This window comes from Thioalkalivibrio sulfidiphilus (genome assembly GCF_000377945.1).
Lineage (GTDB): Bacteria > Pseudomonadota > Gammaproteobacteria > Ectothiorhodospirales > Ectothiorhodospiraceae > Thioalkalivibrio_A > Thioalkalivibrio_A sulfidiphilus_A.
The window spans coordinates 103,571-123,706 of the sequence record NZ_KB898923.1 but is presented as its reverse complement, the minus strand read 5'-3'; the positions used below and the strand labels follow the sequence as shown (position 1 = coordinate 123,706).

16 protein-coding genes, 1 tRNA gene and 1 pseudogene are annotated in these 20,136 nt (G+C 64.4%); 3 read left to right on the top strand and 15 right to left on the bottom strand.

Going from position 1 to position 20,136, the window contains the following annotated elements; genetic code table 11:
- Both D580_RS0102080 and D580_RS0102075 read left to right on the top strand, forming a co-directional pair.
- Nucleotides 1-235, top strand: a pseudogene (locus tag D580_RS0102080) (IS1380 family transposase); the annotation flags it as partial.
- Between the two features lie 29 nt (nucleotides 236-264).
- A complete protein-coding gene (locus tag D580_RS0102075) occupies nucleotides 265-726 on the top strand; it encodes a hypothetical protein (protein ID WP_018952781.1) in 462 nt (153 codons plus the stop codon).
- Nucleotides 727-833: 107 nt separating this feature from the next.
- Here the strand turns inward: D580_RS0102075 and D580_RS0102070 are convergent, their stop codons facing one another.
- Entirely contained in the window at nucleotides 834-1,220 is a 387-nt protein-coding gene (locus D580_RS0102070; RefSeq protein WP_018952780.1) for a hypothetical protein, read from the bottom strand.
- Nucleotides 1,221-1,274: 54 nt separating this feature from the next.
- Between D580_RS0102070 and D580_RS16500 the strand changes: the two genes are divergently transcribed.
- Entirely contained in the window at nucleotides 1,275-1,601 is a 327-nt protein-coding gene (locus tag D580_RS16500) for a hypothetical protein (protein WP_155999652.1), read from the top strand.
- Nucleotides 1,602-2,129: 528 nt separating this feature from the next.
- Here D580_RS16500 and D580_RS0102065 read toward each other — a convergent pair.
- From D580_RS0102065 to pilQ, 14 genes are all read right to left on the bottom strand, one after another.
- A complete protein-coding gene (locus D580_RS0102065; protein WP_026289619.1) occupies nucleotides 2,130-2,456 on the bottom strand; it encodes a type II toxin-antitoxin system PemK/MazF family toxin in 327 nt (108 codons plus the stop codon).
- The gene (locus D580_RS16000; protein WP_081617221.1) at nucleotides 2,453-2,665 is read right to left on the bottom strand and encodes an antitoxin MazE family protein; all 213 of its coding nucleotides are present in this window, start codon (nucleotides 2,663-2,665) and stop codon (nucleotides 2,453-2,455) included. The genes D580_RS0102065 and D580_RS16000 overlap by 4 nt, the downstream gene beginning before the upstream one ends.
- 276 nt (nucleotides 2,666-2,941) lie before the next feature.
- On the bottom strand, nucleotides 2,942-3,604 hold the full coding sequence (locus tag D580_RS0102060) for a thioredoxin family protein (protein ID WP_018952778.1): 663 nt from the start codon (nucleotides 3,602-3,604) through the stop codon (nucleotides 2,942-2,944).
- Nucleotides 3,605-3,754: 150 nt separating this feature from the next.
- Nucleotides 3,755-4,174: a type II toxin-antitoxin system VapC family toxin gene (locus tag D580_RS0102055; RefSeq protein WP_018952777.1), complete on the bottom strand. Its 420-nt coding sequence runs from the start codon at nucleotides 4,172-4,174 to the stop codon at nucleotides 3,755-3,757.
- Nucleotides 4,171-4,419 (bottom strand): FitA-like ribbon-helix-helix domain-containing protein, encoded by a 249-nt coding sequence (locus D580_RS0102050; protein ID WP_018952776.1) that lies wholly within the window; start codon nucleotides 4,417-4,419, stop codon nucleotides 4,171-4,173. The genes D580_RS0102055 and D580_RS0102050 overlap by 4 nt, the downstream gene beginning before the upstream one ends.
- A 238-nt stretch (nucleotides 4,420-4,657) precedes the next feature.
- A tRNA-Ile gene (locus D580_RS0102045) sits at nucleotides 4,658-4,734 on the bottom strand.
- A 79-nt stretch (nucleotides 4,735-4,813) separates the two neighbouring features.
- On the bottom strand, nucleotides 4,814-6,676 hold the full coding sequence (rpoD, locus tag D580_RS0102040) for an RNA polymerase sigma factor RpoD (protein WP_026289617.1): 1,863 nt from the start codon (nucleotides 6,674-6,676) through the stop codon (nucleotides 4,814-4,816).
- A gap of 88 nt (nucleotides 6,677-6,764) precedes the next feature.
- On the bottom strand, nucleotides 6,765-8,543 hold the full coding sequence (dnaG, locus tag D580_RS0102035; RefSeq protein ID WP_018952774.1) for a DNA primase: 1,779 nt from the start codon (nucleotides 8,541-8,543) through the stop codon (nucleotides 6,765-6,767).
- Between the two features lie 77 nt (nucleotides 8,544-8,620).
- Nucleotides 8,621-13,078: a glutamate synthase large subunit gene (gene gltB / locus D580_RS0102030; protein WP_038042979.1), complete on the bottom strand. Its 4,458-nt coding sequence runs from the start codon at nucleotides 13,076-13,078 to the stop codon at nucleotides 8,621-8,623.
- A gap of 255 nt (nucleotides 13,079-13,333) precedes the next feature.
- Nucleotides 13,334-14,887 (bottom strand): AAA family ATPase, encoded by a 1,554-nt coding sequence (locus D580_RS0102025; protein WP_018952772.1) that lies wholly within the window; start codon nucleotides 14,885-14,887, stop codon nucleotides 13,334-13,336.
- A complete protein-coding gene (locus tag D580_RS0102020) occupies nucleotides 14,884-16,041 on the bottom strand; it encodes a deoxyguanosinetriphosphate triphosphohydrolase (protein WP_018952771.1) in 1,158 nt (385 codons plus the stop codon). Before D580_RS0102020 ends, D580_RS0102025 begins: the two co-directional genes overlap by 4 nt.
- Before the next feature lie 97 nt (nucleotides 16,042-16,138).
- Nucleotides 16,139-17,221, bottom strand: a complete 1,083-nt coding sequence (aroB, locus tag D580_RS0102015; RefSeq protein WP_018952770.1) for a 3-dehydroquinate synthase — start codon at nucleotides 17,219-17,221, stop codon at nucleotides 16,139-16,141.
- A 142-nt stretch (nucleotides 17,222-17,363) separates the two neighbouring features.
- Complete coding sequence (gene aroK, locus D580_RS0102010) at nucleotides 17,364-17,936, bottom strand: shikimate kinase AroK (protein WP_026289616.1); 573 nt, start codon at nucleotides 17,934-17,936, stop codon at nucleotides 17,364-17,366.
- Nucleotides 17,937-18,000: 64 nt separating this feature from the next.
- Entirely contained in the window at nucleotides 18,001-20,136 is a 2,136-nt protein-coding gene (pilQ, locus tag D580_RS0102005; RefSeq protein WP_155999649.1) for a type IV pilus secretin PilQ, read from the bottom strand.

Sequence of the window (20,136 nt, the reverse complement as noted above, 5' to 3'; positions counted from 1 at the left end):
GCACAATCTCAACCGGGAAATGCAGATGCTGTGTCATGAACAGGTCCGCAACACGACTGAGAAGCGCGCGCCGCTGTGGTGTTTCGAACAACTCGGCACCCTGCGGCGCAAACTGATCCAGCGCGCCGGGCGCCTGACAAGACCCCAGGGCGCCTTGACGCTGACCATGAGCGCTAACCCCGCCGTGAAATCCGAGCTGTTGCATTACCTGAATACCTTGAAGCAAGCAGCCTGAAACCTGGTTGCGTCAAATTTATGCAATGATTGGGTGTAGAGAACACCACCCGTTATCTGGTGGAGTATGATCCTTTCGACGAAGCCGGCTACATCGTAGCCAGCATGACCGAGAGCATTCCATTTACTGCAGAGGGAGTGCTTGGAACCTACGATATCGCATTAGAGCTTGATAGTGATCCGGTGGTCCTGGAGTTTAATTCGCCTCCTGAAGGTGAAGATCTTGGCACGGGGTCTATTACATACGCGCCTGAAGCGGGTGGTTCTTATGTGACGGAGCCTTTTGAGTGGTCTGTTGATCCCGATCTGGGCGTGCTTGTGCTCGTTCTCGACGACCTTGGTGGTGGTTTTCTGGAAGTCCTCTACATTGCCCGCTTCGGGGGCGATGATCATGAGTTCTTCGGTGTCTATGTCGCGGCAGAGGTGGATACGAACGACAACGAGCCGAGCTTCTTCTTGGATGGTTCGCCTTTGAACGCCAACAAGCGGTAACCCTGAAGTAGTTTCGGCTTGTTGTACAGCCAGTAAAAGAAGCCCTGCTGCGATTGATCGCAGCAGGGCTTCTTTCTTTGCTGGGTTCCCTCGGCCGGTGGATAACTTTAGCGATAAATTCGCACCTCCTGAACCCATTCCCTGACTCCGCGATTGGCACAAAACTCCTGCACCATCCCGTCCGCATAACGCACCTTCATATTGAATCCCGCCCCCGGCGGATGATTCAGCGCAACCAGGCGCGACTCGCCGGGCCGGATCTGTCCCTCGTACAGGCTGGACTGTCGATGCCCGTGGCTGAAATCGAACCAGATGGCCTCGATCAGTACCGGACTGTCGTTGTGCACGGTGACCATCAGCGTCTCGGGTTCACCATGGTCCGCGAAGATCAGCCAGCCAAGCAGCAGCCCGATCAGGAACAGCAGTGTCGCCCGTGAACGCAAGGCGTCTACCAGGCGGTCGTTCCAGGCGGGTTTTTGGATTGGGTCGGTCATGTTTGGGTCGTCGTATCAATAAATATTAGCAAATGCTAATAATTCTTGGCCCCCATGGCCAACGAAATGATGGATGTCGATAAGTGCGCCCGGATTTCATCCAAATGGGTGATGCGCTTATTCGCAGAGGGCATTAGATTGATTTGTGGTGAAGGAATACGCCAGGGGGCGCGGAGCGGGATTTGGACGCCCAGACATCTCCGTGCATTGACTGAGGGGACATCAAGGGAGAAATCCGATGATCAGAACATTCTTACTGACTTTTGTAATCATGGTATTACCCGCATCCGCAATGGCGGTTCAGACGGACGAAGATTCATGCTGGAATGCGCCGAACTGGTGTGTGACAGCCAACTCAAGCTGGAGCCAGCGCAGCAGTGACCAGCTGATAGTGAGATACACGAATAACTGCGACGCAAGAATTTATTTACGCTACTGCCACACGCGAAATAACGGCACCAAAGACTGTGGGGCAACGGGTATCGGCGCGGGACGCACACATAACACATGGACCAACAATGCGGATGGCAATTATGAATGGCGGTTCGTTGGTGTGACTAACCCCTCTAAGGACTGGGTCTGTGCAGGCAAGGTTCGGGGCTGGAGAGACTGAGCTGACTCAGCCCATTGATGTTGCGAGACCGTTTCCGGTGATACAGATTTAATGTAAAGGGGCGGTGACAAGTGAAAATCATTTGTCACCGCCCCTTTTTTCCTATGCATACGGTGATTCGGGGTCGGACCACGGCAACTCACTAATCTCTTGAATGATGCGCCGAAAAAAGCCAACCAAACAGGTGCTTAGAGGCGCAATGTCTGGCTCATATGTGAAGCTCTAAGCCATGGCCTTGCCGCAGGCTGGTGGTTGGTTTCAGTCGGGACGTGGTGGCGCAGTTATTGGAGGGGGCCTCATTTTACGATTCCCAGAAAGACTGCGAGGCTGCGTTCAATTTCCACGAGCACGTCCTTGTCGAGTGTGCCGAAGGCTGCCCCGGCCTTGGATCTGGGTATGGTCATGGTCTTGTCCACCATGACCTGGGATGTCTTCTGCAGTCCGTTGGCTTCAGAGGGCTCGACGGTAATGCGAAACAGCGGGGTGTCACGCAGTTCACTGGTCACGGGCAACACGGTGATGGACGGGTGGGTATCGAAGAAATCGGACTGGATGATCAGGGCCGGTCGGGGCTTGCCATAATCTCCCTGCATGGCAACGGTGATCAGGTCACCTCGTCTCATTGCCAGCCTTCTGTATCCGTCACAGTCTCGACCCAGTCGAGCACATCCTTTTCATGCGCGTCATCTGACAGCCTGGCCGATTGTCGATGACATTCTTCGGCAAATGATGGGCGGCGGGTGTCCGGTACCCAGAGTTGCACAGGACGCAGTCCCGCCTTGCGCAGGGCGTCGCGCCGCTTTTGTACGCGTGCCGCGGTGTCGGTAGCCATGTCTGTGTGTCTCTATTGGATGTTACATGTAACATCCTAGTTCAGGCTGAGCGCGGTCTCAAGATGGGCGAGAGGGTGGTGGTTTTGTCTGTCGGGCCTAGGAGCCTGTCGGACTTAGGCTGCACCTACTGCGTCGGTGGGAGAGCGGCCCATTTTCCCGATCCTTTTCGTTAAATAGCGACGGCTATTCTCCTCAAACGATCGGAAAAATGGCCTCGCTCTCCCACCGGCTCGCTACGGGCACCTAAGTCCGACAGGCTCCTAGCATGTCCCTATTCACTCAGTCCGAGTCAGGACTTCGACGCCGTCCTGCGCCGTTTCCATCACCTCAGGGTCCGGATCTTCACTGCAGGCGCGTAGCGCAGCGAGGGCGTCCTCCCCGCCGATCAGGGTCAGGGCATAGCAGGCGTCTGACCGCACGCGCGGTTCAGGATGGGTGGTGTGGGGTAGGAAGTGGGTTGCCTGCCCATGCAGGAAGCCTTCGTCCTTCAGCTCCTCCAGCGTGGCCATCACGCCGATGCGCACGCTCAGTTCGCTGTCCGGGTCGCTAATCAGGGCGGCCAAGCGGGCGATCAGCGCCGGCTCGCGCCGTGTGCGGGCCAGCACCTGGGCCCGCTGACCGTTGCCCAGTAGATCCGCCAGGTGCAGGTCCAGGCCCTCGGGCCGGGCGGCGAGCGCCGCCCAGTGGCGCAGTTCGGCCAGGCTATGCAGGCCCGAGAGTTCGATGGCACCGATGCGTGTCCAGGGCACGGAGCGCACGCCCAGGGCCTCGGCCTGTTGCGGCGCCTGACTCAGATCGATCTCCTCAATCCCGCCGAGCAATCCTTCCGAGCGCAGGGTTTCGAGCGCCTGACGCACGCTTGCGCAATGGGGGCAGCCGGGGCCGGTCAGCAAGAGGGCGGCGGGGGCGCTGGCGAGTGGCTCACGTTCTGGGGGCATGGAGGATGTCCGGGGGTGTGACCATGATGGCATTAGCCTGCAACTCACAGGGTTGTGGCGATCAGGTGGTCGATACTGCGGGCCTTGCGATGCGCGTGGTGGTTCCTTCGCTGTCCGTGTCGACCGCCTGGCTCATGGGGTGGCAGGGCTCTATGGTTCCCATGGGTTGATCACGCTTACGCCGGCAGCATTGAATGGGGTTGTGTCACGCGTAGCCACGGAAAAACGGTTTGTAGCAGCAATGGCTGCGATATAGCCATCAGCAGCGGCTATGGCCAGGTCGGATTTTCGGGCCTTGGCGATCAGTTCCGCATAGGCCTGTGCGCAGGAAAGATCGAATGGCTGGATGCGCCCGGCGAACAGTGGCAGCACCCGCTTTTCAAAGTTCTCTTGCAGACCGGCCCGGCGCTTTCCGGCGGGAAGCAATGCAATGCCTGCCCTCAGCTCGGCCACTGTGATGGCTGAGAGATAGAGGGTTTCCAGAGGCTGGTTGTCGATCCACTCCACAACGCGGGGGTCCGGCTCCCTGCGCAGAGGCTCCGAGATGACATTGGTATCGAGCAGGATCACCCGAAGTCAACCTGCCGCGCAGGGGCTTTGCCGCGCACCTGCTCCAGAACTGCGAACTCATCATCGGTCAGCCGGGTCTGGCGGCCAATCTCGGCCAGCAGTGACCCCAGTTTCACCCGGCCGCCGGGTGAGACGGCGGATTCCAGAATCTCGCGTACTTCCGCCTCCATGCTATGGCCATGCCGGGCAGCACGGACACGCAGGGCGCGATGCACCTCGTCGGGCAGATTGCGTACAGTCAGCATGGCCACTGCTATATCCTCGAATTGCATTCATTGCATGCAATATATTGCTATGAAATCAAATGTGCAAGGGGTATTCCGGGGGGCGGTGAAGAGGTCATCGAGCCGAGAGTCAGACTCACGCTGACCCGGAGGGATTAATCTGGGGCGCTCGCAGCGAGTAATTCGAGCGCAGCCCCGTGAGGCATAAGCTGGCTTCGGCGAGCAGTTTGTTAAGTGAGGGATTTTTGAGGCATGAAAATGGTGGGCCCGCTCGGACTCGAACCGAGGACCAAGGGATTATGAGTCCCCTGCTCTAACCAACTGAGCTACAGGCCCGGAAGGACAGTGGCAAGTCTCAAGTGGCCAGTGGCAAGGAAAACCCTTGAGACTAGCCACTTGCAACTTGCCACTGGTGTTACTCCAGATCCAGGAAGCTTCTGAGCATCTCAGAGCGGCTCGGGTGACGCAGCTTGCGCAGGGCCTTGGCTTCGATCTGGCGGATGCGTTCGCGGGTGACGTCGAACTGCTTGCCCACTTCTTCCAGGGTGTGGTCGGTGTTCATGTCGATGCCGAAGCGCATGCGCAGCACCTTGGCCTCCCGGGGGGTGAGGCTGGCGAGCACGTCTCGGGTGGCCTCGGACAGCCCTTCCCGGGTGGCGGCCTCAATGGGGGACATGACGTTCACGTCCTCGATGAAGTCGCCCAGATGGGAGTCCTCGTCATCGCCGATGGGGGTCTCCATGGAGATGGGCTCCTTGGCGATCTTGAGCACCTTGCGCACCTTGTCCTCGGGCATCTCCATGCGTTCGGAGAGTTCCTCGGGGGTGGCCTCGCGACCCATCTCCTGGAGCATCTGCCGGCTGATGCGGTTGAGCTTGTTGATGGTCTCGATCATATGCACCGGGATACGGATGGTGCGGGCCTGGTCCGCGATGGAGCGGGTGATGGCCTGCCGGATCCACCAGGTGGCGTAGGTGGAGAACTTGTAGCCGCGACGGTATTCGAACTTGTCCACCGCCTTCATCAGGCCGATGTTGCCCTCCTGGATCAGGTCCAGGAACTGCAGGCCGCGGTTGGTGTACTTCTTGGCAATGGAGATCACCAGGCGCAGGTTGGCCTCCACCATCTCCTTCTTGGCGCGGCGCGCCTTGGCCTCACCGATGGACATGCGGCGGTTGATGTCCTTGATCTCACTGATGGTGAGGTTGGACTCCTCCTCGATGGCCACCAGCTTTTTCTGGATGCGCAGGATCTCGTCCTTGTGCTCGGCCAGCAGCTTGGCGTGCTTGGACTTGCCCTTGATTTGGGTGTCCAGCCATTTCAGGTTGGTCTCGTTCTCGGGGAACGCGGTGATGAATTCCTTGCGCGGCATGTTGCAGCGGTTGACGCAGATGTCCATCACGGTGCGCTCCTGCATGCGGATGCGCTCCACCATCTCGTGCAGATCGGCGGTCAGCTGGTCCACGAAGCGGGGCAGCAGCTTGAACTCCATGAAGTACTTGGCCATCTCCTCGCGGGCCTTGCGGTACTTGGCGGTGTGCTTCTTGGCGGCGAAGCCCATGGCCTCTTCGTACATGGCGCGCAGTTTGGCAAAGCGCTCGCGGGCCTCTTCCGGATCGGGGCCGGTGTCCTCGGGCTCGCTGGCGGAGGTGTCGTCGTCATCATCATCGCTGTCGGCGTCCGAGTCGTCGTCGGCGCTTGCGCTGGCGTCGGTGTCCACGCTGTCGTTGTCGTTGGCGGCAACGGCGGGCACGTCATCGGCGTTGGGGTCGATGAAGCTGACCACCAGGTCGGTGAGCTTCATCTCGCCGGCCTCGACCTTGTCAAACTCGGACAGCAGGGTGCTGATGGACTGGGGGTAGTGGGCGAGCGCGAACAGCACCTGGCCGAGGCCATCCTCGATGCGCTTGGCGATCTTGATCTCGCCCTCGCGGGTCAGCAGTTCCACGGTGCCCATCTCGCGCATGTACATGCGCACCGGGTCTGTGGTGCGGCCGAACTCGCTGTCCACGGAGGCCAGCGCGGCGGCGGCCTCCTCGGCGGCGTCCTCGTCGGTGGAGACGGTGCTGTCGGAGAGGATCAGGCTGTCGCTGTCCGGCGCCTGCTCATGCACCGCGATCCCCATGTCGTTGATCATGGCGATGATGTCTTCGATCTGCTCCGGATCGACGATGGTGTCGGGCAGGTGATCGTTGACCTCGGCGTAGGTCAGGAAGCCCTGCTCCTTACCCTTGGCAATGAGCTCTTTGAGGCGTGACTGCTGTTCTGCGTGATCCATGGACATACTCGAGACTGAAAAATGGTCAGGGCGAAGCGAACCCCCTAGTTTAGCAGGGATAGGGGTAGGCTTCCATATACAGGGGCCGCTAGGGCCCGCCACCGTGGCGGGCCGAGAGCAGGCGCTTGAGTTCCTCCTTCTCCGCCGCACTCAGGTCTGCCGCCGAGGCCTTTTCCAGCAACTCGGAGGCGCGCTGTTCGTCGTGCAGGTGTCGGAGGCGGGTCAGGGCGTCGCTCAGCATGCGGGCGGGCGGGGCGTCCTCGGCGTCGGGCGGTTGCCACTGTGCCAATTTTAGTAGAAACCGCCCCTCGTCGCTGTCCCGCCAGCGTTCCAGGAGGCCTGCCGTGGTTAGATGGGGGCTCGTCCGCAGAGTTTCAATGACCTGGGCCAGCAATCTGGCCCCGGGCACGGGGCTCGCGGCCAGGTAATCCCAGTCCTTGAGCCCGGCCGCCAGGCCTGGTTCGCGGACCAGCAGGGCCAGGGCCAGGCGGGCCGGGGTCATGGCCAGGCGTTGCGTTCCGGCGGTCGCTGGCCGTCGCCCGGGCCGCGCTACGGGTTGATCGACCGCGCTCGGCGGCGGCTGGTCGTGGCCGGCGTGGGCCTCGGTCTGGCGGGCGAACTGCTCCGGGGAGACGGCGCAGAGTCGGGCGAGATCATTGACCAGCTGGGTCTTGAGCAGGCCTTCGGGCATGGCCCTGAGCAGTTTCGCGCCTTCCGAGCCCAGCCGGGCACGGCCCTCCCGGGTGTGGGCGTCGTAGCGGGCCTTGAGTCCGTCCAGGAAGGTGTCGGAGAGGGCCTGGGCCGTCGCCTCCCGTTCCCGGAAGCCCTCGGCGCCCAGTGTGCGCACCAGGGTGTCCGGGTCCTCCCCCTCGGGCAGAAACAGGAAGGCGGCCTCGCGGCCGTCGCGCATCACCGGCAGGGCCTGTTCCAGGGCCCGCCAGGCGGCCTTGCGTCCGGCGGCGTCGCCGTCGAAACAGAACACCAGCCGGGGCACGACCCGGAACAGCCGCTCCAGGTGATCCCGGGTGGTTGACGTGCCCAGGGTCGCCACGGCGTGGGTGATGCCATGCTGGGCCAGCGCGATCACGTCCATGTAGCCCTCCACCACCAGCAGTTGTTCCAGCCGGGTGGCGGCCTTGCGGGCCTCGAACAGGCCGTAGAGTTGCTGGCCCTTGTGGAATACGGGGGTTTCCGGGGAGTTGAGGTACTTGGGTTCGCCCTTGCCCAGGATGCGGCCGCCGAAGCCGATGACCCGGCCGCGGGTGTCCCGGATGGGGAACATGATGCGGCCCCGGAAACGGTCGTAGACCTGGCCGCCTTCCTTGCGGATGGCGAGCCCCGCCTCGATCAGGGTCTTGTCGTCGAAGCGGGGGGAGAGGGCCGAGATGAGCCCGTCCCAACGGTCCTCGGCAAACCCCAGGCGAAAATCCCGGGCGATCTCGCCGGTCAGGCCGCGTGCCTTGAGGTAGTCCACGGCCTCGTGGTTGTGGCGCAAGGCGCGGACGTAGTGTTCCGCGGCCGCTTCCAGGGCGTCGTAGAGGGGGCGGTGATCCTCGGCCCGATCCCCCGTGCCCTGTTCCCGGGGTACCTCCATGCCCGCCAGGCGCGCCAGTTCCTCGATGGCCTCGGGAAAGGAGAGGTTGTCGTGCTCCATGAGGAAGGTGATGGCGGTGCCGTGGGCACCGCAGCCGAAGCAGTGATAGAACTGCTTGGTGGGACTGACGAAGAAGGAGGGGGTCTTTTCCCCGTGGAAGGGGCAGCAGGCGGCGTACTCGCGCCCCTGTTTCTTCAGGGTGACGCGGCCATTGATGACCTCCACGATGTCCGTGCGGGCGAGGAGTTCATCGATGAAGTGCTGGGGGATCATTCGAGTCTCAAGTGGCTAGTAGCAAGTGGCAAGGGAGTCATTTTCCTTGCCACTTGCCACTTGAGACTAGCCACTTCTCAGGCAGCCTGCCTGAGATTAGCGATCAGGCTGCGCAGTTCCGAGGCCTTGGGCTTGACCAGCCAGAAGTGGTGCAGCCAGGTGTCGAAGTGCTCCAGGATCTCCCGACCCCAGTCGCTTTCGGTCTCGGCGACGTACTCGCGCAGCAGGTCTTCCAGGTAGTTGCGGTGGGCCTCCATGTACTCGGTGTCGAGCCGGTGCATGTCGATCAGCTCGTTGTTCATGCGGTCCACGAAGCCGTTGTCCTGGTCCAGCACGAAGGCGAAGCCGCCGGTCATGCCGGCGCCGAAGTTCACGCCGGTGGGGCCGAGCACCACCATCACACCGCCGGTCATGTATTCGCAGCCGTGGTCGCCCACGCCTTCCACCACGGCGATGGCACCGGAATTGCGCACGCCGAAACGCTCGCCGGCCAGCCCCGCGGCAAACAGCTTGCCGCCGGTGGCGCCGTACAGACAGGTGTTGCCGATGATGGTGGTCTCCTGGCTCTTGAACCGGCTGTCCCGGGGCGGGCGGATCACCAGCTTGCCGGCCGCCATGCCCTTGCCCACGTAGTCGTTGGCATCGCCTTCCAGGTACATGTGCAGGCCGCCGGCATTCCACACGCCGAAGCTCTGGCCCGCCGTGCCCTTGAAGCGCACGGTGATGGGGGCGTCGGACATGCCGTAGTTGCCGTGGCGCAGGGCGATCTCGCCGGACACCCGGGCGCCGATGGAGCGCTGGGTGTTGCGGATCTCGTAGCTGAACTCGCCGCCGGCCTTGCTCTCGATGGCGGACAGCATGTCGGCCACCATCTGCTCGGCCAGCTCGCCCTTGTCGAAGGGCACGTTGTGGGGCTCCACGCAGAAGCGCGGCTTGTCCGCAGGCACGCCGCCGTCGGAGAGGATGGCGTCCAGGTTCAGGCCCTGCTGCTTGCCGGTCTCGCCGGGCAGGCGCTCCAGCAGATCGGTGCGGCCGATCAGGTCGGTGAGGGATTTCACGCCCAGCGAGGCCATCCACTCCCGGGTCTCCCGTGCCACGAACTGGAAGTAGTGCATGACCATCTCGGGTAGGCCGATGAAGTGGTTCATGCGCAGCACGTTGTCCTGGGTGGCCACGCCGGTGGCGCAGTTGTTCAGGTGGCAGATGCGCAGGTACTTGCAGCCCAGGGCCACCATGGGGCCGGTACCGAAGCCGAAGCTCTCGGCGCCGAGGATGGCCGCCTTGATCACGTCCAGGCCGGTCTTCAGGCCGCCGTCGGTCTGCAGGCGCACCTTGTCGCGCAGGTCGTTGGCGCGCAGGGTCACCTGCGCCTCGGACAGACCCAGCTCCCAGGGGGTGCCGGCGTACTTCACCGAGGTCAGCGGGCTCGCGCCGGTGCCGCCGTCGTAGCCGGAGATGGTGATCAGGTCCGCATAGGCCTTGGCAACGCCTGCGGCCACGGTGCCGACACCCGCCTCGGAGACCAGCTTCACGGACACCAGGGCCTTGGGGTTGACCTGCTTGAGGTCGAAGATCAGCTGCGCCAGGTCCTCGATGGAGTAGATGTCGTGGTGCGGCGGCGGCGAGATGAGCGCAACGCCCGGGCTGGAGTAGCGCAGCTCGGCGATCATCTTGTTCACCTTGTGGCCGGGCAGCTGGCCACCCTCGCCGGGCTTGGCGCCCTGGGCGATCTTGATCTGCAGCACCTCGGCGTTGACCAGGTAGTGGGGCGTGACGCCGAAGCGGCCGGAGGCCACCTGCTTGATCTTGGACATGCGCTCGGTGCCGTAGCGCTCCACGGCCTCGCCGCCCTCGCCGGAGTTGGAGCGTCCGCCTAAGCGGTTCATGGCGATGGCCAGGGCCTCGTGGGCCTCCGGGGAGAGGGCGCCCAGGCTCATGCCCGCGGAGTCGAAGCGGGTGAGGATCTGCTCGATGGGCTCCACCTGGTCGAGCGGGATGGCGGCCACGTCGTCGCGCACCTTGAACAGGTCGCGCAGCACGGTCACCGGGCGCTCGTTCACCAGACGGGCGTATTCCTTGTAGGCGTTGTAGTCGCCGGTCTGCACCGCCTTGTGCAGGGTCTGGATCACGTCCGGGTTGTAGGCGTGGTATTCGCCGCCATGGACGTACTTGAGCAGACCGCCCTGGCGCAGGGGCTTGCGGCGGTTCCAGGCCTCGGCGGCCAGGCGCTTCTGGTCATCCTCCAGGTGGACGAAGCCGGCGCCCTGGATGCGGCTGACGCTGTCCTTGAAGCACAGATCCACCACCGCGTCGTCGAGACCCACGATCTCGAACAGCTGCGCACCCCGGTAGGAGGCGATGGTGGAGATGCCCATCTTGGAGATGATCTTGAACAGACCCTTGTTGATGCCCTTGCGGTAGTTCTGGGCCAGCTTGTCGGCGGGGACCTCACTGATCTCCTTGCTGTCCACCATGCCCTGCAGGGACTCGTAGGCGAGGTACGGGAACACGGCGGTGGCGCCGTAGCCGATGATCACGGCGAAGTGGTGCGGGTCGCGCACCGTGCCGGTCTCCACCACGATGTTGGTGTCGCAACGCAGGCCCTCGCGGATCAGGCGGTGGTGCACCGCGCCGGTGGCCAGCAAGGCGTGCATGGGCAGACGTTCCTGGCGGATCTCCCGGTCGGAGAGCACCAGGATCACGGTGCCGTCGCGCACCGCGGCCACGGCCTGGTCGCAGACTGCGCGTATGGCGGCTTCCAGGCCCATGGCGGGGTCGTAGTTCAGGTCGATGAGCGTGGAACGGTATTCATCACCGTTCAGGGCGCGCAGCTCTTGGAATTTCTCCTCGGACAGCACCGGGGAATCCACCAGCAGGCGGGCGGCGTGTTCCGGGGTCTCCTCGAACAGGTTGCGTTCCCGGCCCAGGCAGGTCTCCAGGGACATGACGATCTGCTCGCGCAGCGGGTCGATGGGCGGATTGGTGACCTGGGCGAACTGCTGGCGGAAGTAATCGAACAGGGAGCGCTCGGTGCGCGAGAGCACCGGCATGGGGGTGTCGTCGCCCATGGAGCCCACGGCCTCCTGGCCGGCCTCGGCCAGCACGCGCAGCACCTGGTCGCGCTCCTCGAAGGACACGCCAAACAGCTTTTCGTAGACGTCCAGCTGCGCGCTGCCCATGGGGGCGCGCATCAGGGTCTGGTCGGAAAGCTGCGCCTTGAGGTGCTTGGCCTGGGCGCGCAGCCACTGCCGGTAGGGCTGGCGCTGGCTGTTGATGCGGTCGATCTCGTCGGGCAGCAGCAGCTTGCCGGTGGAGGTATCCACGGCAAGCATCTGGCCCGGCTTGAGCCGGCCCTTGGCCACCACGGAGGCAGGGTCGTAGTCGTACACGCCGATCTCCGAGGCCAGGGTGATATGGCGGTCATCGGTGATCACGTAGCGGGCCGGGCGCAGGCCGTTGCGGTCCAGGGTGCAGGCGGCATAGCGGCCGTCGGTGAGCACGATGCCGGCAGGGCCGTCCCAGGGCTCCATGTGCATGGAGTTGTATTCGTAGAAGGCCCGCAGGTCCGGGTCCATGTGGGTGACGTTCTGCCAGGCCGGCGGGATCAGCAGGCGCATGGCGCGGAACAGGTCCACGCCGCCGGCCAGCAGCACTTCCAGCATGTTGTCCAGGCTCTGGGAGTCGGAGCCCTCCATGTTCACCAGGGGCTGCAGCTCGGAGAGCTTGGGCAGGTTCGGAGAGGCGAACTTGTGGGCCCGGGCCAGGGCCCAATTGCGGTTGCCCCGCACGGTGTTGATCTCGCCGTTGTGGGCCAGGAAACGGAACGGCTGGGCCAGGCGCCACTGGGGCCAGGTGTTGGTGGAGAAGCGCTGGTGGAACACGCAGATGGCGGTCTCCAGGCGCGGGTCGTTCAGGTCCTGGTAGAACACCGGCAGGTTCTCCGGCATCACCAGGCCCTTGTAGGAGACCACCTGGGCGGACAGGGTCGGCACGTAGAACACCGGGTCGTTCTTGAGCGCGACCTCGGTGCGGCGGCGGGCGATGAACAGGGCGCGCTCGAAGGCGGCGGCGTCCATGTCCGCGCCGGCGTTAACGAACACCTGCTCGATCACGGGCAGGGTCTTGAGTGCCTCGACGCCGCAGGCGGACTGGTCGGTGGGCACCACGCGCCAGCCGGCCACGCCCAGGCCCTCGGCCTCGAGATTGCGGTTCAGGGTGTCCCGGGCGGTTTGCGCCAGGGCGGGGTCGGTGTTCAGGAACACGATGCCGGCGGCGTACTGGTCGCCCAGTTCAAAGCCGGCCTCCCGGGCGATCTCGCGCAGGAAGGCGTCGGGTTTCTTCATCAGCAGGCCGCAGCCGTCACCGGTCTTGCCGTCGGCGGCGATGGCGCCACGGTGGGTCAGGCGGGCCAGGGCCTTGATGGCGGTATCCACCACCCAGTGGCTGGGCTTGTCGTCCATGTGCGCGATCAGGCCGAAGCCGCAGTTGTCGCGTTCGAACTCGGGGCGGTACAGACCGCCGAGGGTTGCGCTCATGTTGGTCACCGATGGATCTCCCACGCGCGTATCCCGGGATGCAAAAGCCCCGGGATGACGGATTTCGACTGTTTCGAGAGGCCGACTCAAAAAGCCACGGCCAAAAGGATCGACAGTATAGAGGGGCGGAGGGGGTGGTTCAAATAAGTAGCAAGTGGCTAGTGGTTAGTGGCAAGGGAAAACCACAAGGTTGTGAGGCCTTTTGCATTTCCTTGCCACTCGCCACTTGAGACTTGCCACTGTCCCAGACCCGCGTCAGCGGGCCTGGGACATCGCCTGCTGGATGGAGCCGAAGGTGCGTACCCAGGGCTGGTTGCGACGCACCTCCGCGGGGAGGGTGGCGATGGCGGCACGGGCGGCGTCGGCATCGGGATAGCTGCCCACCACCAGCACATACCAGTCGGCGCCGTTGCGCTGGGTGCGGAACCAGGCCACCTCACCTTGCAAGGCCTGATCCCGGGCATAGTTGCGCAGGGCCTGCAGCTCGCTCAGGCCAAGGACCTGGATGGTGTAGCGGCTGGCGGGCTGTTCACGCAGCCAGGTGGCGTCGAGCAGGCCGGTGGGCCTGGGGGCCGGCGCCGGGGCGACCGGGGCGGGTGTGGCAGGCGCAGGCGCAGCAGGGGCTGGCGCGGCGGGGGGCGGTGCCGGAGCTGCGGGCGGGCTGGCGGGTGGCGGCTCCGGTGCGGGCTGCGCCTCGGCCAGCGGTGCACTGACAGGGGCGTCGGGTGTCGCTTCCGCCACCGGAGGCGGTAGGGGCTCGGGCTCCGGTTCGACCATCGGAGCGGGTTCCTCGATGGCCGGATCGGGCAGTGCGGGCGGTGGCGGGGGCGTTACCAGGGGGCGGGGTTCGGGCAGCACCAGCAGTTCCCGGGTCTCCAGCGCGTCATCGCCGCCGGAGCCGAGGATGTTGATCACGGTGATGACCACGCCCACCAGCACCACGGCGGCCACCGAGGGTACGAACCAGCGCTGCTTCCACGGTGGCGTCGCGGCGATGTGTGCCTTCGGGCCGGCGCCTGCGGTACCCGTCGCGCCCAGCTGCAGGAGGGCGCGGTTGGCGGCGGCGTTGATGTTCAGGGGCAGTCCGCCGCTTTCCAGGTGGATAGCCTGAGCCTGCTCGCCGGACAGCATGTCCGGGTTGTCGGCGCCGGCCACCTGGAGCCGGTGGCGCAGGTAGGCCTCGGTCTGCTCGCGGGTCAGGGGGCGCAGTTGCACGCTGATGTGAGCCTCGCTGGGCTGGTCGCCGGCGTTGGCCTGTTCCAGCAGCAGTTCCAGGCGCGGTTCACCCACCAGCAGGATGCCCGGCGCGTGATCGCACAGGGTGTGGGTCTGTCGGCGCAGCTTGAGCAGTTCGGCCAACGCGCCGGATTCGATGTGGTGGGCGTCGTCGATGACCAGCACCGGCCGCTTGCTGCCCTGCGCGAGGGCGCACAGCAGTTCGGCCAGGGTCGTGTCTTCGTCGGAGTCGGTGCGCTCTCCCCAGAACTGGCGGATGGTGTAGTCGATGGCGGCGAAGCTGGTGCCCGGGCGGGCCTTGAAGGCGCAGAAGTCCAGGGTCTCGGCACCCCGGGAGAGCAGGCGCAGCAGCTGGGTGCTCTTGCCGGCACCCAGGTCACCCTTGAACACCAGCAGGTTGTCGTCCTTGTGCAGGTGGTCGAGCAGTACACCGAGGGGCATGTCCAGGGCCGGGTCGGTGTAGAGGAAGGTGTCGCCGGCGACGGCGTCGAAGGGCTGTTGTTCCAGCCCGTGCCGCAGCAGGCAGTCCATGGGAAGGGGCGCGGTGTGAATCGGCTCGGCGGACTGCGTCATGTCAGGGTCTCGGGATGGAACAGGCGGGCGTGTTCGGCGATGGCAAAGCGGTCAGTCATGCCGGCGATGTAGTCGGCCACGGCCCGGGCGCGGCCTGCCTGCCCGTGGGACTCGGTCCTGCGGCTGGCCTCTTGCTGGTGTTCCGGGGGCAGCAGCGCGATGTCCTCCAGGTAGGCGGTGAACAGGCGCCGGATCAGTTCTGCGGCCTTGCCGGTCATGTGCCGGACCCGTTCGTGACGGTACAGATGCTCGCGCAGGAAGCGCTTGAGTTCAAGGCTGTCGGCGTGCATTTGTGGACTGAAGCCGATCAATGCCTCAGCCTGCAGGCGTACTTCATCGGGGCTCTTCGGTGCGGCGGCCTCGATGCGCGCGCGGCTGGTGTCGACCAGGTCGCCGACCAGTTCATTGATCATGCGCCGGATGATCTCGTGGCGCAGGCGCTTGGCGTCCAGGGCGGGGTGTTCGCGACACACCGCATCGTACTGGCGCCGGAACAGCCGGGTCTCGAGCAGCTGCTCGAGCGTGATCAGGCCGGCGCGCAGGCCATCATCCACGTCATGGTTGTTGTAGGCGATCTCGTCGGCCAGGTTGGTGAGCTGGGCCTCGAGACTCGGCTGGTGTCTGTGGATGAAGCGTTCGCCCACGTCGCCCAGGGTGCGCGCGATGTTCAGGTTGCAGTGCTTGAGGATGCCCTCGCGGGTCTCGAAGGTGAGATTTAGCCCGTCGAAGCCGGCATAGCGCCGTTCCAGTTCGTCCACCACGCGCAGTGACTGGAGGTTGTGCTCGAAGCCGCCGTAGTCGGCCATACACTCGTTGAGCGCGTCCTGACCCGCGTGGCCGAAGGGTGTGTGACCCATGTCGTGGGCCAGGGCGATGGCCTCGGTAAGGTCCTCGTTCAGATGCAGTACCCGGGCAATGGAGCGGGCGATCTGGGCCACTTCCAGGGAGTGGGTCAGGCGGGTGCGGAACAGGTCGCCCTCGTGATTGACGAATACCTGGGTCTTGTATTCCAGGCGGCGGAAGGCGGTGGAGTGAATGATGCGGTCCCGGTCACGCTGGTATTCACTGCGGTGCTGGGGCGGGTGCTCAGGGTGGTGACGGCCCCGGCTGGTGGCGTCGCTGGCGGCGTAGGGGGCGAGGCGGGGTTCGTCCATGGCAATCAGCAGTGGTCAGTGGTCAGTTCGTAGGCCCGATAGAGCGTCAGCGGCATCGGGCACCCCTTTGCCGGACACCGCTTTTGCTTTGTCCGGCCTACGATCCCCTCGGCTCCCGTAGTGTGGCGTCCAGGGCCGCTGGATCGAAATCGGCGGTAACCACCGCCTCGCCGATGCCGCGCAACAGTACCAAGCGCAGCTGGCCGTCCAGGACCTTCTTGTCCACGGACATGAGTTCGGCGAAACGCTCGGCGGTGATCTCGGCAGGCGGCTCGACCGGCAGGCCTGCCCTGGCGATCAGCGCCTCGGTGCGATGCAGATCGTCCTCATTCAGCCAGCCCAGGCGCCGGGACAGGCGCGCGGCCATGACCATGCCCGCGGCCACGCCCTCGCCATGCAGCCACACGCCATAGCCCATGCCGGTCTCGATGGCGTGGCCGAAGGTATGACCCAGGTTGAGGATGGCGCGGCGTCCGCCTTCCCGCTCGTCCTCGGCCACCACTTGGGCCTTGTCCTGGCAGGAGCGGTGAATGGCATAGGCCAGGGCCTCGGGGTCGCGGGCCAGCAGGCGGTCCATGTGGGTTTCCAGCCAGTCGAAGAAAGGCCGGTCGCAGATCAGCCCGTACTTGATGACCTCGGCAATGCCGGCACGCAGCTCCCGGTCCGGCAGGGTGTCCAGGGTGTCCGTGTCGATCACCACGCAGCGGGGCTGGTGGAAGGCGCCGATCATGTTCTTGCCCAGCGGATGGTTGACGCCGGTCTTGCCACCCACGGAGGAATCCACCTGGGAAAGCAGGGTGGTGGGCACCTGGATGAAGTCCACGCCCCGCTGATAGCTGGCGGCGGCAAAGCCGGTGATGTCGCCGATCACCCCGCCGCCCAGGGCCACCAGGGTCGCCTTGCGGTCGAAGCGGGCCTCGAGCAGGGCGGTATAGACCTGATTGAGGGTCTCCAGGGTCTTGTATTCCTCCCCGTCGGGCAGGATGACTGTATCCACTCGGAAGTCACCCAAAGTGCGCTTGAGGCGGTCCAGGTAGAAGGGGGCCACGGTCTCATTGGTGACGATCATCACCCGTTTGCCGCGTATGTGGGGCGCGAAGCGGGCAGGATCATCCAGCAGGCCACGGCCGATGTGGATGGGGTAGCTGCGGTCGCCGAGTTCTACGGTGAGGGTCTGCATGGGAAATGCCATGGACAGGATGAACAGGATTTTTCAAGATTAACAGGATTTCACGGGATTGGCTGGCGAGACAGGGGGTATCCCCCGCCTTCAGCCTGCCCGATATAGCGAAGCGTCATCGGGCATTTGCGCCGGACACCGCTTACGCTTTGTCCGGCCTAGGGATGCTATGCGAGGCGTTGTCCATCCTGTCATTGTTTTTCATGCGGTAGTACCGCGAGATCTCCTGCACCACCTTGCGGATGGAGTCCCGGTCGGTGTCCACGGTCAGCTCAGCGATCTCCCGGTACAGCGGGTCGCGGATGCGCATGAGCTCCTCGAGCCGGGCGCGGGGGTCTTCGGTCTGCAGCAGGGGGCGATTGCGGTCCCGGGCCGTGCGCCGCAGCTGGGTCTTCACCGAGGTCTTCAGGTAAACCACCAGGCCGCAGTCCCTGAGCAGGGCGCGATTCTGTGGCCGCATCACCGCGCCGCCGCCGGTGGCCAGCACGATGCCCTGCTCGGTGCACAACTCCTCGAGCATGGCGGACTCCCGGTTGCGGAAGCCCTCTTCGCCCTCGAACTCGAAGATGGTGGGGATGTCCACCCCGGTGCGCCGCTCGATCTCCTTGTCGCTGTCCCGGAAGGGCAGGTGCAGGGCAGCGGCCAGCTGGCGTCCGATGGTGGACTTGCCAGCGCCCATGGGGCCGATGAGGATGATGTTGCCGGTCTGGGTCATGGTCGAAATGACGGCGCCCGCCAAGGGGCGGGCGCCGGGTGGTTCATGGGCTCAGTGGTATTCCTTAGCGGTTGAAGGCGGTTTCCTCGATGACCTTCGGCGTGACGAAGATCAGCAGTTCCGCCTTGCGGGTGGACTTGCCGGTGCGCCGGAACAGGTGGCGGATGCCAGGCAGATCGCCAAAGAAGGGCACCTTCTCCAGGGTTTCCAGGTTATCTATCTCGTAGACGCCGCCCAGCACCACGGTCTCGCCGTTGCGCACGAACACCTGGGTCTCCACCTCGCGGGTCTCGATGGAGGGCGTGCCCTGCACCACCAGCGTGCCCGGGTTGTCCTTGTTCACCCTGATATTGAGGATGATGTTGCCGTTGGGGGTGATCTGGGGCGTCACCTCGGTGGCCAGCACCGCCTCGATGAATTGCACGGCCGTGGCGCCGCTGGAGGTGGCCTCCTGGTAGGGGATGCGTTCACCCTGCTGGATGCGGGCGGTCTGACCGTTGGCGGTGATGACGCGCGGGCTGGAGATGATCTCGCCGCGGCCTTCCACTTGCAGTGCGGAGATCTCCAGGTCCAGCAACACGTCGGGGCGCAGGATGGACAGTGCGATGCTGCCGGCGCTGGTGGAGGTTACAGGCAGATTTGTGTTGAGGCGATTCAACAGACTCAGTTCATCACCGCGGATCATCTCCGTGGTGCCGGCCAGGTTGCCTGTCGTGAAGGTCTGGGTACGGCCGGTCTGCCCCACGCCGGTCACACCGAAGCGGGCGCCCAGGTCACGGGCGAAGTCATCGCTGGCGATCACGATGCGGGTCTCGATCAGTACCTGCTGGACGGGGATGTCGAGCCGGTCGATCAGACGACGGATATCGGCCAGTTTGGCCTCGGTGTCCTGCACGAGCAGGGTGTTGGTGCGGTTGTCCACGGTCAGGCTGCCGCGATCGGACAGGAAGGTAGTGCGGTCACTTCGGATGATGGCGGCCACGTCCTCGGCACGGGCGTAGTTGACCTGGATGAACTCGGCGCGCAGGGGGGCCAGTTCTTCCACCTGCTTGCGGCTTTCCATTTCCAGCTTCTCCCGGGCGGCGATCTCTTCCGTGGGCGCAACAAAGATCACATTGCCGGCCTCACGCATGCCCAGGCCCTTGGAGCGCAGGATGATGTCCAAGGCTTGATCCCAGGGCACGTTGCGCAGTCTCAGGGTGATATTGCCAGTCACCGAGTCGCTCACCACCACGTTCAAGTCGGTGAAATCGGCGATCAACTGCAGCACCGAGCGAACCTCGATGTCCTGGAAGTTCAGGGAGAGGCGCTCTCCGGTGTAGGTGAAACGGTCGCGCTGGATCTCCTCGGCCTCGGCCTCGGTGATGGGCTTGACCTCCAGGATGTACTGGTTTTCCACCTGGTAAGAGAGGGTGTCGTACTTGCCTGTGGCCGCCACCACCATGCGAACCCGGTCGGTCTCGCGGATGGTGTCGATGGTCTGAACTGGAGTTGCGAAGTCGATCACGTCCAGACGGCGCTCCAGGTCCTCGGGCAGACCGGTGCGCAGGAAGTTGAGTTCGATGCGGCCCGCCTGCTCGCGCACATCCACGCGGGTCCTTGGGTCGGTGAGGTGCACCACGACCCGGCCTTCACCCTCGGCGCCGCGGCGGAAGTCCACATTGCTGATTTGGGTGTCGCCAGTGACCGTTCGGGTCGCAGGCGCTGCGGCGGTCTGGGAAACCGCGGCGGCAGGGGCGCTGGCATCGGGCGACAGGGTTAGCACCACATCGTTGCCGCGCACTTGGGTCTCGAACGCCATCATGCGCACCAGGTTGACCACCACGCGGGTGCGGTCGCGGGCTTCCGCGGTGGAGATGGAGCGCGCCAGCCCGACGCCGATGTCCTGGCTGCGCTGGGCCAGACCGATACGAGTGTCAGGGAAGTCGAGGGCGATGCGGGCCGGGTTGTCGATGGTGAAGCTGGTGGGTGCCGCCGGCTGGCTGGCAAAGCCCAAGGTCACTTGTAGTCGGTCGCCCGGCAGGGTGGTGTAGGTGATCCGCTCGAGAACGTTGCCTTGGGCCAGTGCCGGGCTGCTGACAATTGCCAGCAGCAGACAGAGAGCCAAGAAGGTAATCGTGTTGCGCATCAGGCCCCTGCCAGATGCCTTCGCGGTCATCCGGTTGCGGTGGGGGAGGCAGGTGAGTGTCGCCAGTCTCAT

Bases quoted from the DNA above. Each gene is read 5' to 3' on its own strand.
- gltB (WP_038042979.1), bottom strand. From the start codon at position 13,078: ATGAGCGCAACCCTCGGCGGTCTGTACCGCCCCGAGTTCGAACGCGAC.
- aroK (WP_026289616.1), bottom strand. From the start codon at position 17,936: ATGACCCAGACCGGCAACATCATCCTCATCGGCCCCATGGGCGCTGGC.
- D580_RS0102060 (WP_018952778.1), bottom strand. From the start codon at position 3,604: ATGCCCCCAGAACGTGAGCCACTCGCCAGCGCCCCCGCCGCCCTCTTG.
- dnaG (WP_018952774.1), bottom strand. From the start codon at position 8,543: ATGATCCCCCAGCACTTCATCGATGAACTCCTCGCCCGCACGGACATC.
- D580_RS0102020 (WP_018952771.1), bottom strand. From the start codon at position 16,041: ATGGACGAACCCCGCCTCGCCCCCTACGCCGCCAGCGACGCCACCAGC.
- D580_RS0102065 (WP_026289619.1), bottom strand. From the start codon at position 2,456: ATGAGACGAGGTGACCTGATCACCGTTGCCATGCAGGGAGATTATGGC.
- aroB (WP_018952770.1), bottom strand. From the start codon at position 17,221: ATGCAGACCCTCACCGTAGAACTCGGCGACCGCAGCTACCCCATCCAC.
- rpoD (WP_026289617.1), bottom strand. From the start codon at position 6,676: ATGGATCACGCAGAACAGCAGTCACGCCTCAAAGAGCTCATTGCCAAG.
- pilQ (WP_155999649.1), bottom strand. From the start codon at position 20,136: ATGAGACTGGCGACACTCACCTGCCTCCCCCACCGCAACCGGATGACC.
- D580_RS16000 (WP_081617221.1), bottom strand. From the start codon at position 2,665: ATGGCTACCGACACCGCGGCACGCGTACAAAAGCGGCGCGACGCCCTG.
- D580_RS0102025 (WP_018952772.1), bottom strand. From the start codon at position 14,887: ATGACGCAGTCCGCCGAGCCGATTCACACCGCGCCCCTTCCCATGGAC.
- D580_RS0102050 (WP_018952776.1), bottom strand. From the start codon at position 4,419: ATGCTGACTGTACGCAATCTGCCCGACGAGGTGCATCGCGCCCTGCGT.
- D580_RS0102070 (WP_018952780.1), bottom strand. From the start codon at position 1,220: ATGACCGACCCAATCCAAAAACCCGCCTGGAACGACCGCCTGGTAGAC.
- D580_RS16500 (WP_155999652.1), top strand. From the start codon at position 1,275: ATGGCCAACGAAATGATGGATGTCGATAAGTGCGCCCGGATTTCATCC.